General features: G+C 60.3%; 15 protein-coding genes. 2 read left to right on the plus strand and 13 right to left on the minus strand.

The window, feature by feature from the left end; all coding sequences use genetic code 11:
- Nucleotides 1–8: 8 nt before the first annotated feature.
- The 7 genes from ORL50_RS18245 to minC form a co-directional block, all read right to left on the minus strand.
- On the minus strand, nucleotides 9–2165 hold the full coding sequence (locus ORL50_RS18245; RefSeq protein WP_266017028.1) for a mechanosensitive ion channel domain-containing protein: 2157 nt from the start codon (nucleotides 2163–2165) through the stop codon (nucleotides 9–11).
- 77 nt (nucleotides 2166–2242) lie between these two features.
- Nucleotides 2243–2419, minus strand: coding sequence for a hypothetical protein (locus ORL50_RS18250; RefSeq protein WP_163019418.1), 177 nt, complete (start codon nucleotides 2417–2419; stop codon nucleotides 2243–2245).
- A 139-nt stretch (nucleotides 2420–2558) separates the two neighbouring features.
- The gene (locus ORL50_RS18255) at nucleotides 2559–3848 is read right to left on the minus strand and encodes a M18 family aminopeptidase (RefSeq protein ID WP_266017030.1); all 1290 of its coding nucleotides are present in this window, start codon (nucleotides 3846–3848) and stop codon (nucleotides 2559–2561) included.
- 200 nt (nucleotides 3849–4048) lie between these two features.
- Entirely contained in the window at nucleotides 4049–4684 is a 636-nt protein-coding gene (locus ORL50_RS18260; RefSeq protein WP_266017031.1) for an RluA family pseudouridine synthase, read from the minus strand.
- 121 nt (nucleotides 4685–4805) lie between these two features.
- Nucleotides 4806–5060 carry a cell division topological specificity factor MinE gene (gene minE, locus ORL50_RS18265; RefSeq protein ID WP_007944431.1) on the minus strand — a complete coding sequence of 85 codons (255 nt, stop codon included), beginning with the start codon at nucleotides 5058–5060 and terminating at the stop codon, nucleotides 4806–4808.
- The gene (gene minD / locus ORL50_RS18270; RefSeq protein WP_045060222.1) at nucleotides 5060–5872 is read right to left on the minus strand and encodes a septum site-determining protein MinD; all 813 of its coding nucleotides are present in this window, start codon (nucleotides 5870–5872) and stop codon (nucleotides 5060–5062) included. Before minD ends, minE begins: the two co-directional genes overlap by 1 nt.
- Before the next feature lie 202 nt (nucleotides 5873–6074).
- Entirely contained in the window at nucleotides 6075–6812 is a 738-nt protein-coding gene (gene minC / locus ORL50_RS18275; protein ID WP_045060241.1) for a septum site-determining protein MinC, read from the minus strand.
- 118 nt (nucleotides 6813–6930) lie between these two features.
- Here minC and ORL50_RS18280 point away from each other — a divergent pair, with 118 nt between their 5' ends.
- On the plus strand, nucleotides 6931–7863 hold the full coding sequence (locus ORL50_RS18280) for a lipid A biosynthesis lauroyl acyltransferase (RefSeq protein WP_266017035.1): 933 nt from the start codon (nucleotides 6931–6933) through the stop codon (nucleotides 7861–7863).
- A gap of 27 nt (nucleotides 7864–7890) precedes the next feature.
- A complete protein-coding gene (locus tag ORL50_RS18285) occupies nucleotides 7891–9048 on the plus strand; it encodes a patatin-like phospholipase family protein (RefSeq protein ID WP_266017036.1) in 1158 nt (385 codons plus the stop codon).
- 59 nt (nucleotides 9049–9107) lie between these two features.
- On the opposite strand, the gene ORL50_RS18290 is transcribed toward ORL50_RS18285, so the two are convergent.
- From ORL50_RS18290 to ORL50_RS18315, 6 genes are all read right to left on the minus strand, one after another.
- Nucleotides 9108–9893, minus strand: coding sequence for an outer membrane protein OmpK (locus ORL50_RS18290; protein WP_266017038.1), 786 nt, complete (start codon nucleotides 9891–9893; stop codon nucleotides 9108–9110).
- Nucleotides 9894–9919: 26 nt separating this feature from the next.
- The gene (locus ORL50_RS18295) at nucleotides 9920–10267 is read right to left on the minus strand and encodes a hypothetical protein (RefSeq protein WP_266017039.1); all 348 of its coding nucleotides are present in this window, start codon (nucleotides 10265–10267) and stop codon (nucleotides 9920–9922) included.
- A gap of 1 nt (nucleotide 10268) precedes the next feature.
- Nucleotides 10269–11054: an outer membrane protein OmpK gene (locus tag ORL50_RS18300; protein ID WP_266017041.1), complete on the minus strand. Its 786-nt coding sequence runs from the start codon at nucleotides 11052–11054 to the stop codon at nucleotides 10269–10271.
- A 75-nt stretch (nucleotides 11055–11129) separates the two neighbouring features.
- The gene (locus ORL50_RS18305; RefSeq protein WP_266017042.1) at nucleotides 11130–12482 is read right to left on the minus strand and encodes a nucleobase:cation symporter-2 family protein; all 1353 of its coding nucleotides are present in this window, start codon (nucleotides 12480–12482) and stop codon (nucleotides 11130–11132) included.
- A gap of 137 nt (nucleotides 12483–12619) precedes the next feature.
- Nucleotides 12620–13918 (minus strand): urate hydroxylase PuuD, encoded by a 1299-nt coding sequence (locus ORL50_RS18310; RefSeq protein ID WP_266017044.1) that lies wholly within the window; start codon nucleotides 13916–13918, stop codon nucleotides 12620–12622.
- Between the two features lie 50 nt (nucleotides 13919–13968).
- Nucleotides 13969–14472, minus strand: coding sequence for an ureidoglycolate lyase (locus ORL50_RS18315; protein ID WP_008005655.1), 504 nt, complete (start codon nucleotides 14470–14472; stop codon nucleotides 13969–13971).
- Between the last annotated feature and the right edge of the window lie 21 nt (nucleotides 14473–14493).

Consider the following 14493-nt stretch of genomic DNA (forward strand, 5'->3'; position numbering starts at 1 on the left):
TGTTAGTGTTACTCCGCCACCGGGCCGCCTCCGGCTGTGACCACTTGCACACTCATGCGCGGCGTCGCCAGGTCCAGCCCGGCCTCATCCAGATGGCGCTTCAACGACAGGTTGAACGCCCTGGACACTTCCCACTGCTTGATCGGTGCCGTCTTGAACCGGGCGCGCAGGATGGCGTTGCCTGACTCGAAGCTTTCGACGCCCTGGATTTCCAGCGGGGACCAGATGTTGCGTCGTTGCAGCGGGTCGGTGCGCATTTTCTGGCCGACGTCGCGCATCAGTTTGATCGCTTCGTCGATGTCCATGCTCGACGGCACGGCCACGCGGAAAATGGCATAGCCGAATTCCCGGGAGTAGTTCTTGATGCTTTTGATTTCGCTGAACGGGATCGTATGGACGATACCGTCGATGTCCCGCAGGCGTACCGTGCGGATGGTCAGGCCTTCGACGGTGCCCAGGTGCCCACCGACGTCTACGTAGTCGTCGATTGCCAGCGAATCTTCAATGATGATGAACAAGCCGGTGATCAGGTCGGCGACCAGGGATTGCGCGCCGAAACCGATAGCCAGGCCGATTACGCCGGCACCCGCCAGCAGCGGCGTGACGTTCATCCCCATGTTCGCCAGGGCGACGATCAGCGCGATGATGAAAATTGCCACGAACAGCACGTTGCGAATCAGCGGCATCATCGTCTGCGCGCGGGCATTGGCCAGGCCTTTGCGCGAGCGGGTGAGGGCGTGGTGCACCGCGGTGTCGCTGAGAATCCAGATCAGCCAGGCGAAAATCAACGTGCCGGCCAGGCTGAACAGCTTGACGCTGATTTCATGCCCCTCACCCTCGGTGAAGGCAATCAGCGACATGCCCCAGACTCGCAGGCCAAGTTCGATAAATGCCAGCCAGACCACCAGGTGCGCCAGGGTGTAGAAGAAGCTTTTCAGGCGATCCGAATACAGCGCGTGGCGCTTTACCCCGCGTTGCGGCTTGAGCGAGTGACGGCGTACCAGGCCGTTGATCACCATGCACAACACCAGCAGCACGGTGCAGATCAGCGACTGGCGCAAGGCGGTGCTGGTATCTCCAGCCGACACGAACGTGGCAAACAGTGAGATCGCCACCAACACCAGCGCCGGTACGTACCAGAAGGTGCCGAGGATATCGATGCTGTCGCTAAGTGCGCGGCGGGTCAGGCGGCGCGACAGTGGCTGGTTGCGGATCAGGTGGGCGATGGGCCGGCGAAAACGCAGGATGAACAGGCCGGTGGACAGCGCCGCCAGGACATTGGCGATGGTGGCCGCGGTATGCGCCAGGTGGCTGCCGAGGCTTTCGACCAGCCGCGGGTCGCTCAGTGCCTCGCCGAACGCGGCGAAACTGCCGATCAGCCACAACGGCCGGAAGGCCTGGTGCCGCAAGATGTACAAGGCGCGGTGGCGGTGCGGGCCGTCCAGGACGGAAAAGGCAATCACGCAGATGGCCGAGAAGCAGGTGCCGACCACCAGCGCATAGGCCAGGACCATGGCCAGGCTTTTGCCCAGTGACGAGGGCAGGGCGTAGGTCATGTAGACGGTCATGACCAGGGCGATCAACCAGGGGCCGAGTTTGCGTAGGGCAAAGCGCAACATGTCCAGCGCCTTGGGGTGCTGGGGCAGCTCTTCGGTCAGGCCAAAACGCATGCGTACGCGGTGGCCGAGCCAGATCAGCACGGCGGCGAGCAGGCTCCAGACCATGAGGATCATGGCGAAGGCGAAGATGATCGGCAGCCATTCATTGGCCGGCACAATCAAGGCTTGCAGCTCGTCCTTGGCCAGGTCGTATTCTTCAGACCAGCGTGTGATCGGGCTATCGGCTCCGGAAAACTGCTTCTCGAAACTGGCCAGCGTGCCGCCGATCAATCCCAGTACACCCGGTTCAGCTGCGGGCTGGGCTTGCTTGGTGGCATCGCGGAGTTTTTTCAGGTCGGCCAGCAACTTGCTGCGTTGCTGATCGTTTTCCAGCGACTTGATCACTTCGTCGAGGGACTGCCCGAGAGGCTCTTGCGCCTCCGGCTGGGTTTTCGCCGAGCCGTTTAGCAGGCCAGGCAGGCCGACCGCCTGGGCAGGCGTCAGCGGCAGCAGCGTCATCAGGCAGATGAGCAGGAAATACGGGAGGGCAAAAAGACGTACAGACACTAGGCGGTCAACCTCGGGAAGAGCGGATTGACCGAGTGTACGAGCCCGCCAAAATCAATGCGAGTCGGGGCGAGTATTTATTCGTTGAGTTTGGCCAGGATCTTGAACACCACAGTGCCAAGGATCGTCAGCATGCCAATCCACATCGCAAACACGCCGGCATTCTTGTCGCGGAAATTGAAGCCTATAGCCAGCAGGATCATCCCGGTGAGAATCGGGATGAGCATGGCGTGGAAGGATTGCATGGTGATCATGGCGACGGCCTTGTCGAAAAGGGTTACTTGAATTCTAGGTGGGTTTGGGGAATCGAACACCGGCCTGTAGGAGCCTGGCTTGCCGGCGATGGCGATGATGATGACGCCATCGCCGGCAAGCCAGGCTCCTACAAGGGCATCATGGCAACTCGTGGCTGGCGTAAAACGCGCTCAGCACCTTCACCAGATGCGCCAGGTCATGGCTGCCGCACAGCTCGCGGATCGAGTGCATGGCAAACGTCGGCAAGCCGATGTCGACGGTGCGCACGCCCAAATGGCTGGCAGTGATCGGGCCGATGGTCGAGCCGCAGCCCATGTCGCTGCGCACTACAAAACTTTGGACTGGCACTTCCTCGGCCATGCACAGGTGGCGGAAGAACCCGGCGGTTTCGCTGTTGGTCGCATAGCGCTGGTTGCTGTTGACCTTGATGACCGGGCCGGCATTGAGTTTCGGGCCGTGGTTGGCGTCGTGCTTGTCCGCGTAGTTGGGGTGTACGCCATGGGCGTTGTCTGCCGACACCAGCAGGGATTTCTGGATGGTGCGGACGAACTCGTCGCCCTCGGGCAGCAAGCGGCGCAAGGTTTGCTCGAGCATCGGACCATCGGCACCGCAGGCCGAGCAGGAGCCGACTTCTTCGTGGTCGTTGGCCACCAGCACGCAGGTTTCATCGGTCTCGGCGGTGAGCAGCGCCTGCAGGCCGGCATAACACGACAGCAGGTTATCCAGGCGCGCGCCGGCAATGAAGTCGCCATGCAGGCCGATGATTGCAGCGCTCTGGGTGTCGTAGAAGCTCAGCTCGTAGTCGAGCACCACGTCAGCGTTGAGCCCATGTTCCTGGGCCAGCTGGTTGGTGAGCACCGCGCGGAAATCCACGCGGTCCTCGCCGGCAAACTGCGCCAGGATCGGCGGCAGCTCGGTCTGGGCGTTGATCGCCCAACCCATGTTGGCTTCACGGTTGAGGTGAATCGCCAGGTTGGGAATGGTGGCAATCGGCAACTTGAAATCGATCAGCTGGCTCTCGACCTTGCCATCTCGGCGGAACGTCACGCGGCCGGCCAGTGACAGGTCGCGGTCGAACCAGGGGGCGAGCAGGGCGCCGCCGTAGACTTCAACACCCAGCTGCCAGAAACCCTGGCGCTGCAGTTCCGGCTGCGGTTTGACGCGCAGGCACGGGCTGTCGGTGTGCGCGCCCACCAGGCGGATGCCGCTGTTGAGCGGGGAGTGGCGGCCCATCTTGATCGCGACGATCGAAGAGTCGTTACGGGTGACGTAGTAGCGACCGTTCGCTTCGGTATTCCACGACTCGCGCTCGTCCAGGCGCTGGTAGCCCGCCGCTTCCAGGCGCTGTACAAGGCTGGCAGTGGCATGAAAGGGGGTAGGGGAGGCCTTGAGGAAGTCGATCAGGCCTTGGTTCAACTCTTCGCGCATAAAAAGCTCCAGACAGCAGTGGCGCCAGTTTAACGTATTGGCTGGAGAATTGGCGCTGGACTGGTGTCGGGGCTGCCCTCAGATTGGCTGGATGCGCGTAGGAGCCCGGCTTGCCGGCGATTGCGATGGTGAATGTCACGCCGCCATCGCTGGCAAGCCAGGCTCCTACAGTTTTCCGATTCCCGCGAACAATGAGCGGCCTAGAACGGCGCAGGGCACTCGAATCGCAGGCGCTCGCCCGTTTGCGGGTGGGTGAAGCTGAGCATGCTGGCGTGCAGGCACAGGCGTGGCCAAGCGGCCAGTGCCTGTTCGTGGGCATACAGCCCGTCACCCAGCAGCGGATGGCCGATGGAGAGCATGTGCACTCGCAACTGGTGGGAGCGTCCGGTGATCGGTGTCAGTTCGACCCGGCACCAGTCGCCGCAACGTTCCAGCACGCGCCAGAAGGTCAGCGCGTGCTTGCCGAATTCATGATCCACCACATGCCGGGGTTTAGTCGGCGGGTCGTAGCGCAGGGGCAAGTCAATGCTGCCACTGTCCAGCTGCGGTTGGCCCCAGCAAAGGGCGGTGTAGGCTTTTTCGGTTTCGCGGTCGTGAAACTGCCGGGATAACTCGCGATGAGTGTCCGGGTCACGCGCCAGCAGGATGATGCCCGACGTCTCCCAGTCCAGCCTGTGGACAATACGGGCTTCGGGGTAGCCGTTTTCCTGCAGGCGGGTGATCAGGCAGTCCTTGTTGTCTTCCGCCCGGCCAGGCACGGAGAGCAGCAAGGTCGGTTTGTTCACTACCAGGACGGCGGCGTCCTGGTGAATGATCTGGATGTTGGACAGCGGCATTAAAACAGCCTCGTAACAAACGCCAACGGCGACTCAGGCGTCGCAGTTCCTGTAGGAGCGAGCAAGCTCGCTCCTACAGGAACTGCGACGCCTGAGCCGCCGTGGCTCCAGCCGGATCGACTCAGCGATCGGGCAGGGTGATATTGAGTTCCAGAATCGAGCAGCTGCCCTGGTTTTCCAGAGCGACATGCACGTCATCGGACCCGATATTGACGTACTTGCGGATCACTTCCACCAGTTCCTTCTGCAAGGCTGGCAGGTAGTCCGGAGTACTGCGTTGGCCGCGTTCATGCGCCACGATGATCTGTAGACGCTCTTTCGCTACCGAGGCTGTGCTTGGCTTCTTGTTGGCTCGAAAGAAGTCAAAAATGTTCATTACCTACCTCCAAACAGGCGCTCGAAGAATCCCTTCTTCGTGACATCGAGGAAACGATGCTCCACGGTTTTGCCCAGCAGACGATCGACGGCATCGCTGTATGCCTGGCCGGCATCGCTCTGGTCGTCGAGAATCACCGGTACACCCGAGTTGGAAGCCTTGAGCACAGCCTGGGATTCCGGAATCACACCCAGCAGGGTAACGGAAAGGATTTCCTTGACGTCTTCGACGCCGAGCATTTCGCCGTCGTTCACCCGTTGTGGGTTGTAACGGGTCAGCAGCAGGTGTTCCTTGATTGGATCTTCGCCTTTTTCGGCGCGGCGCGACTTGCTGGCCAGCAGGCCCAGCATGCGGTCCGAGTCACGTACCGAGGACACTTCCGGGTTGGTCACGATGATCGCTTCATCAGCGAAATACATGGCCAGGTGGGCGCCTTTCTCGATGCCTGCCGGGGAGTCGCAGACCACGAATTCGAAGTCTTCCTTCAGCGCCATCAGGACTTTTTCCACGCCTTCGACGGTCAGCGCGTCTTTGTCGCGGGTCTGGCTGGCGGCCAGTACGTACAGGTTTTCCAGGCGCTTGTCTTTGATCAGGGCCTGCTGCAGGTTGGCTTCGCCGTTGACCACGTTGACGAAGTCATACACCACGCGGCGTTCGCAACCCATGATCAGGTCGAGGTTACGCAGACCCACGTCGAAGTCGACGATAACTGTCTTGTGGCCGCGCAGTGCGAGGCCGGTACCGATAGCGGCACTGGTGGTGGTCTTACCCACACCACCCTTGCCGGATGTAACCACGAGAATCTTGGCCAAGGTGTTTCACCCCTAAGGAAAAAGGACATTTAGCCCCTGAAAAAACATCTCTGGAAAACTACTGCAGTCGGACAGCCTTGGCTGGAATCCGGCCCTGAACGGCACTCACCTTGGGTAAGCACTGCTTTGTGGCCGTTTTCCGACTTCGTTCAAGCCGTTTTCGCTACGTTTTAGAGATGCTTGGAAAATGCGGCAGTATCCGTTAAAGCCGAATGATGTTCAACACATCGCCCGACAGGCTGACCTGAACGCCCGAACCCCATAAGGGGTCGCGCCGCAGGTCCTCCGAAACCTTGTAGTGGCCTGCAATGGAGACCAGTTCAGCGCTCATCTGCTGACAGAAAATCCTGGCCTTGGTGTCGCCTTTGACCCCGGCCAGCACGCGACCGCGCATCGGGCCGTATACATGGATGTTGCCATCGGCAAGAAGTTCCGCCCCCGGGCTGACGGAGGAGATCACCACCAGATCGCAACCCTGGGCGTAGATCTGCTGGCCACCACGCACGGGGGAGGTGATGATTTTGGTTGGCTTGATCGTCGGCTCCGGCGGTTTTTCCGGTTTTTTCACCACCACCCCTTCATTCGGGTCAAGGGCTCGCTCACGGGCACCGGACGGCGGCAGGACCGGCAGATCGACCGCGATGGCCGCAGCGATGTCCTCGATCCGACTGGCGCGGATCGCCAGGGTGCGCAGGCCATGCTGACGGCACACACGCATCAGGCCCGGCAGGTCAACGGCGCCTTCGCCCGGCGGCAGTTTGTCCAGGGCCAGCACCAGTGGCGCGTTGCTGAAAAAGTTAGGCGCCTGGGCGACCTTGGCGGCCAGTTGTCGATCGAGGTTCTCGAGGTCGTTACGGGCCAGTTCCAGCACCGTAATGGCGAGCATGCTGCCCTTCAACTGGAACACGGGATCTTTGTCTAGCGGTTCGGTTTGGCTCATGGTCGGCATACAACGACTTGTCACTAAAAGTGCCGAGACTTATAACGAGAACGCCCGCGAGCCGCAAGCCGGCTCTAACGATGTAGAATGCGCGGCCATTGTCTTGACGGAACCTTTAATGGATCGCCCGCGTTTTCGAAGAGCATTTCTTTCCCCGCGTTTCTGGCCGCTGTGGTGTGGTCTGGGGCTATTGTGGCTGATCGTCCAGCTGCCTTATCCGGCGTTGCTGTCCATCGGTCGGCTGCTCGGCGCAGTCATGTATCGCCTGGCCGGCGACAGACGGCGCATCGCCAGACGCAATCTCGAATTGTGTTTTCCGGAAAAATCCGCCGCCGAACGCAAGCGCCTGCTCAAGGAAAATTTCGCTTCAACCGGCATCGCCTTCTTCGAAATGGCCATGAGCTGGTGGTGGTCCCGAGAAAGGTTGGCAAAGCTGGCCCATGTGGAAGGCCTGGAGCATTTGCAAAAAGCCCAGCGCGAAGGCAAGGGCGTGATCCTGATGGCGGTGCATTTCACTACCCTGGAAATCGGCGCGGCACTGCTCGGCCAGCAGCACACCATTGACGGCATGTATCGCGAACACAAAAACCCGCTGTTCGACTATATCCAGCGCCAGGGCCGCGAGCGCCACAACCTCGATTCCCTGGCAGTGGAGCGTGACGACGTGCGCGGCATGCTCAAGCTGCTGCGGGCCGGGCGTGCCATCTGGTATGCACCGGACCAGGACTACGGCGCCAAGCAAAGCATCTTCGTGCCGCTGTTTGGCATTCAGGCGGCCACCGTGACGGCCACCAGCAAGTTTGCGCGACTGGGCAAGGCGCTGGTGGTGCCGTTCACCCAGGAACGTCTGGCGGACGGCAGCGGTTATCGACTGGTGATCCATGCGCCGCTCGAAGGTTTTCCCGGCGAATCCGAGGAAGCCGATTGCCTGCGCATCAATCAATGGGTCGAAGGCGTGCTGCGAGAATGTCCGGAGCAGTACTTGTGGGCGCATCGGCGCTTCAAGAGCCGGCCACCCGGTGAGCCCAAGTTGTACGCCAAACGCGGTTGAAAATAATCGGCACCATGGAGCGTTGCGATGAGTCCTGCTGAACCGGTTACAGGCTTGATTCTTTCCGGCGGCGGGGCTCGGGCGGCCTATCAGGTGGGCGTGCTGGCGGCGATTGCCGAACTGCTGCCGGAAGGTGCGAGCAATCCCTTTCCCGTGATAGTCGGGACCTCAGCGGGTGCGATCAATGCGGTCAGCCTGGCCAGTGGCGCGCTGGATTTTCGCGGCGCCATCGAACGCCTGACCGCGTTCTGGCAAGGTTTTCGCAGTCATCTGGTGTTGCGCAGCGACTGGCCGGGGGTGATTCATCAGGCCAGCCGTTTTGTCGGCCACAGCCTGCTGGGGATCGGTGCCCAGGTGCCGGTGGCCTTGCTCAACAGCTCGCCATTGCGTGGGCTGCTCGACGACAAATTGCAGCTGTCGGGGATTGCCGAGGCGATCGCGCAGAAACAGCTGCAGGCCGTCGCCGTGACTGCGTTCGGTTATGAGTCTGGTCAGGCGGTCACGTTCTATCAGGGCGGTGGCACCATCGACGCCTGGTTGCGCCATCGACGTATCGGTGTGCCTACGCAGCTGACGGTCGAGCACCTGCTCGCCAGTTCCGCCATTCCGCTGTTGTTCGCCCCGGTGAAAATCGGCGAAGAGTATTTCGGCGACGGCGCGGTTCGCCAATCAGCGCCAATCAGCCCGGCCCTGCACCTGGGAGCCAGCCGTGTGCTGGTAGTGGGCGTCAGCGGCAACCCGCGCGGAGTCGACCCCGAGCAACCGCTGCAACGCGCCTACACCGGCCAGCAGCCGACCCTGGCGCAGATTGGCGGGCACATGCTCAACAGCACCTTCATCGACAGCCTGGAAAGTGACATCGAACTGCTGCAGCGGCTCAACCAGTTCAGTCATCTGCTGCCCGATGGCACTCCGACCCGTGCGCTCGGGGTGGCGCCGGTGGAGGTGCTGGTGATTTCCCCGAGCCAGCCGATCGATGAAATTGCCGCACGCCATCGCCAGGAATTACCGGCGGCGCTGCGCCTGTTCCTGCGCGGGCCGGGGGCGACCAAGACGAGTGGGGCAGGGGTGTTGAGTTATCTGTTGTTCGAGGCGGGGTATTGCAGCGAGTTGATTGAACTGGGGCGGCGGGATGCGTTGGCCAAGCGCGGGGAGTTGTCGCGGTTTCTGGGGTTGACCGTTTAAAGCAAAAGATCGCAGCCTTCGGCAGCTCCTACCGCAGCCTGCGATCTTTTGATGTTAAATCAGAAGTGCACCTTGACCAGGAAGCTGGTCACGCTCTGGTCGGTCTTGAAGCCCTGGCTGTCTTCGATACCGTACTTGTTTTTCCAGTAGTCGTACTCGACACCTACGTACAACTGCTTGGCACCCAGGTTCAGGGCTTTGCCCAAGTCGTATTTGACCTGCGGGTTGAAGTGCAGGTTGGCGTGGTATTCGCCTTTGTCGTTCACGTCGTTGTCGACGACCCAGTCCATGAAGCCGTCGATCAGCACGTCCGAGTCACCTACCGGGATGGTGTAGGACCAGGCCGGAGTGATCTGCCACACATCGTCACCCGGACGGTCGCCTTCGGTGTGACGGTTGTAGAAGTTCAGCTGGAAGTAGTCGAAGCCGGGGATGGCCAGGTCGAAACCCGGGCCGATCAGGTACGACTCGGTGTCGTCTTCGCCGAACTCATAGGTCATGGCCAGCAGCACGTCCTTGATCGGACCGAACTCCAGCTTCTGGTTGAAAATCTTGTTGAACGACAAACGCGGGCTGAATTCACCGTAGTGAGTGTTCTCGCCTGCGAAAGCATCTTCCTTGCCGTTGTAGAAGATCTTGTCGATGAAGAAGAAGTTGTCGCCGTATTTCCAGCCGTCGGCGTGTTCGAACGTCACGGTCTGCTGGATGCGCGGGTTGACCTGGAAGTCCTTGCCATACAGGTAGGTCAGGCTGTTGTCCTGCCACTGCAGCAAGTCGCCTGCCATGGCCTGGCCCCCCGCCAGCAACGATCCCGCCAGCATCAGGCTAGTGCACGTACGTTTCATTCGGTTGCTCCCAAAAAGTAGTGGTATCACGTTATTTTTTTAAGGTCGGCGCTCTGGTGTGGCGCCTTTTTCTTTAGCTGCAAAAAATCATCCATTCGGTCAGCTTTATTGCTGTTAGCAAAAGCTGCGCCAAGGCTTTCAGAAAACCAAAAAACTCCCGCTCGGCTGCGTAAAAACAGTCGATTGAGAGTGGTTTGGTGATGCCTTGATACCGTCCAGGGCCGGGATAAGTTGGCTTTCTGGTCAGGAATTAAATCCGGGCTTTTTTTTAAAGCGGATTCAGGCGGCCGCGGAGAATACTGGCTCCGTGGCAAGGTCTCAAGTGCCCCGCAACAGCGCACTGACGACAGGTTTGGGGCACGGTTGCGGGTCATGTCAGAAGTGCACCTTCACCAGCAGGCTGGTGGTGTTTTCGTTGGTGTCGAAATTGGCGCTGTTTTCGATGCCGTACTTGTCTTTCCAGTAGCTGTATTCGACGCCGACGTACACCTGTTTCTCCCGCCAACCCATGGCCTTGCCCAGGTCGTACTTGATCTGCGGGTTGAAGTGCAGGTTGGCGTGATAAGTGCCACGGGAGTTCTGGTCGTTATCCACCACCCAGTCCAGGTAGCCGTCGATCAGCACGCTCGAGCTGCCCAGTGGAACGGTGTAGGACCAGGCGGGGCTGACCTGCCAGACACCGTCACCGGCGCGCGAGCCTTCGGTCTTGCGATAATAAAAATTCAAGGTGAAGAAGTTGAAGCCCGGTACCGCGAGGTCGAAACCTGGGCCGATCAGGTAGGCCTCGCTGTCGTCTTCGCCATTCTCGTAGGTCAGGGCCAGCAACACATCCTTGATCGGGCCGAATTCGAAGCGTCGGTCGAGGATCTTGCCCAAGGAGAGTCGCGGGCTGAACTCGCCGTAATAGGCGTGAACGCCCTTGTTCCGGTCTTGCTCGCCGTTGTAGTAAGTACTGTCGATGAACATGAAGTTGTCGCCGTACTTCCATTTGTCGGCATGCTCGAACGTCACCGTCTGCTGGATCGACGGATTGACCGCGAAGTCCTTGCCATACAGATAGCTCAGGCTGTTGGTCTGCCATAGCAGCAGGTCACCGGCCATGGCCTGGCTCGCGGTCAGGAGGGTAGCGCTCAACAGCAGGTTTTTCTGAGTTCTGATCATCTGGTGCTCCTTCTTGTTTTTATTGTTCAAGGTGCAGGTTGACGCCGACCCTGTACGGGTCGTGTCGGTTATCTGTCAGTGCGCGTGGCAGTCATTGATCGCGGCGCGTTCCTTGCCGCCGAGGATGTTGAACAGCAGGTTCAGCGCCAGGGCACTCAAGGTCGCCATGGCGATGCCGCTGTGGGTAATCGGGCTCATCCACAACGGCAGGTGGGCGAAAAATTCGGGACGCACCACCGGGATCAACCCCATGCCGATGCTCACCGCCACCAGCAACTGGTTGCGCCGGTCACCGATATCGGCCTCCTGCAGAATCTTGATCCCGGTCGCAGCGACCATGCCGAACATCGCAATGGCTGCACCGCCCAATACCGCCGGCGGAATTGACGCGACCAGGAACGCCGCTTTCGGCAGCAGGCTCAGCACGATCAGCAAGCCACCGGCGACGATGGTCACTGAGCGACACCGCACACCGGTCATTTGCACCAGGCCGATGTTCTGGGCGAACGAGGAGTGGGTGAAGGTGTTGAAGAAACCGGCGAAGAACGAAGCACCGGCATCGCACAACAGGCCGCGCCGGAGCATCCGCGGGCAGACTTCCTGACCGGTGATCTTGCCCAGCGCGAGGAACATGCCGGTGGACTCGACGAAGATGATCACTACCACCAGGCACATCGACAGGATCGGTGCGAGTTCAAATTTGGGCATGCCGAAGTGCAGCGGCGTGACAATTTGCACCCAGGGCGCCTGGGCCATGCCACTGAGGTCGACCATGCCGATCAGGCCGCAGATCACGTAGCCCAGGCACATACCGATGAGTACCGAAATGTTGACCCAGAAGCCGCGCATAAAACGGTGCACCAGCAAAATAGTGCCCAGCACCAGGGCGGCGATGCCCAGGTAGATGGGCGAACCGAATTGCGTTGCACCGGCGCCACCGCCAGCCCAGTTGACGGCCACGGGGAACAGCGACAAACCGATCGAAGTGATGACCGTGCCGGTCACCAGTGGCGGGAAGAAGCGTACGACTTTGGACATGAACGGGGCGATGAGCATGCCAAAAAAGCCGGCGGCAATGGTCGCGCCGAAGATGCCTTGCAGGCCGATGCCAGGCATTCCAGCCATGGCGACCATGCTGCCGACAGCGGCGAAACTGGCGCCCATCATCACCGGCATGCGGATGCCCATCGGGCCGATGCCCAGGGACTGCACGATGGTGGCGATGCCGGCGACCAGCAGGTCGGCGTTGATCAGGAAGGCGATTTCTTCGCGGCTCAGGCCGGCGGCCTGTCCGATGATCAGCGGCACCGCAATGGCCCCACCGTACATCAGCAGAACGTGTTGCAGTCCGACCAGAATCAGTTGCAACAGGGGCAAGCGCTGAATAGCGGGTGCGGCGGGGATGCGCGCTTCGGATAGCTCGGACATGCAACACCTCGGATCTTTTTTATTCTTGTGATTTTGTGCATCAGGGGACCGCAGTGCGGCCGATCGCCGGCAAGCCGGCTCCTGCAGGTCATGTGCAACCTGTGTAGGAGCCGGCTTGCCGGCGATGCTTTCAGCGGTTAATTGGTCTGGGCTCCCTGCACAATCCAGGCGCCGATCAGGTCTCGCTCCTGCTGGGTCATCTGGGTGATGTTGCCCAGTGGCATGATCTGGCTGGTGACCGCTTGCGCCTGGATACGCGGGGCGTTCTGGCGGATCTGATCAGGAGTGTCGAACATCACGCCGGCCGGTGCAGCACTGAACAACGGGCTGGTGGGCTTGGCGGAATGGCAGACGGTGCAGCGTTCCTGGATCACGTTGTGCACCTTGTCAAACCCCGGGCCGGCGTTGGCTGCCTGGGTTGGTGCAGTTTCAGGAGCAGGTGCCGGTGCAGCTTCAGCCGGCTTCTTGCCACCGCCCACGGCGGTTTCCGGCAGTGGCTGATACTCGATGGCGGCCTTGGCGACTTCAGGCGCGCTGGACATCGGCTTCGGACCCGACACATAGGCCAGGCAAATCATGCCCACCGCTGCCACTGGCAGGGTCCAGGCAAATTTGTGGCTGTCGTGACGGGTGTTGAAGTAGTGACGCACCAACACCGCCAGCACCGCGATCCCGGCCAGGATCAACCAGTTGTACTGGCTGCCATAGGTGCTCGGAAAGTGGTTGCTGATCATGATGAACAGCACTGGCAAGGTGAAGTAGTTGTTGTGTCGTGAACGCAGCAAGCCTTTGGCCGGCAGTGCCGGATCGGGCGTGCGGTTTTCGGCGATCGCCGCCACCAGTGCACGTTGCGCCGGCATGATGATGCGGAACACGTTGCCGACCATGATGGTGCCGATGATCGCGCCGACGTGCAGGTACGCACCACGACCGCTGAACACTTTACTGAAGCCGTAAGCGGCGCCAATGATCAGCACGAACAGGATGAAACCCAGCAGGGCAGGGCGTTTGCCCAGGGCCGAGTCGCAGAGGAAGGAATAAACGAACCAGCCGACGAACAGTGAGCCGATGCCCAGCAGGACACCCTCAGGGCCGGTCAGGCTGCTGCCGGGAGCCAGCAGGTAGAGCGTCGGGTTGGAGTAGAACACCACGCACAGCAGCGCGATCCCTGACATCCAGGTGAAGTAGGCTTCCCATTTAAACCAGTGCAGGTTGTCCGGCATGGTTGGTGGAGCCAGTTTGTATTTTTCCAGGTGATAGATACCGCCGCCATGGATCGCCCACAAATCACCGGCCAAACCGCTTTTCGGGTTAACCCGATTGAGGTTGTTTTCCAGCCAGACGAAATAGAACGACGCACCGATCCAGGCCACGCCAGTAATCATGTGAACCCAGCGCACGCTCAGGTTCAGCCATTCCAACAGATGTGCTTCCACAGTCTTTACCTCTCGCCTGTCACTCTGTATTCGAGTGATCAGACCTTCTCTTATTGGTGGGGGGCGAGGATCAAACGCTCATCCTCTTTGAAAAAATGCTCATCGCAGTTATTGCCTGTGCCACTGCGATCAACCACCAGGAAGTCATCCCGCTTTTCGATCGTCAGCACCGGATGGTGCCAAACGCCGCGATGGTAATTAATGCCCTGCCTGCCGTTGGTGACGAAGGCGCGGACCAAGCCTGATACAGGTTCATCGCCAAGTGGCGCGACCACGATCAGAAAGGGGTTGCCGAGCAGCGGAATGAAAGCCTGGCTGCCCAGCGGATGGCGCTCCAGCATGCAAACGGTCAGTGGCATGTCCTGCGCGTCGGCGCGGAAAATGCTGATGATCGCGTTGTCCTCCGGCGTAGCGGTTTCAACCGTCGCCAGTTTATGGAAGCGCATGGTCGAACCGTTGTTGATCATGAAGTGATCGCTGCCGTCGGTTTCGATCACGTCACCGAAAGGGGCGAAGGCTTCTTTGGTCAGCGGTTCAATCGTCAGTGTGCGCATGCTGTTCTTCTTATCCAAATT

This window comes from Pseudomonas sp. RIT-562, from assembly GCF_026241895.1.
Lineage (GTDB): Bacteria > Pseudomonadota > Gammaproteobacteria > Pseudomonadales > Pseudomonadaceae > Aquipseudomonas > Aquipseudomonas mandelii_F.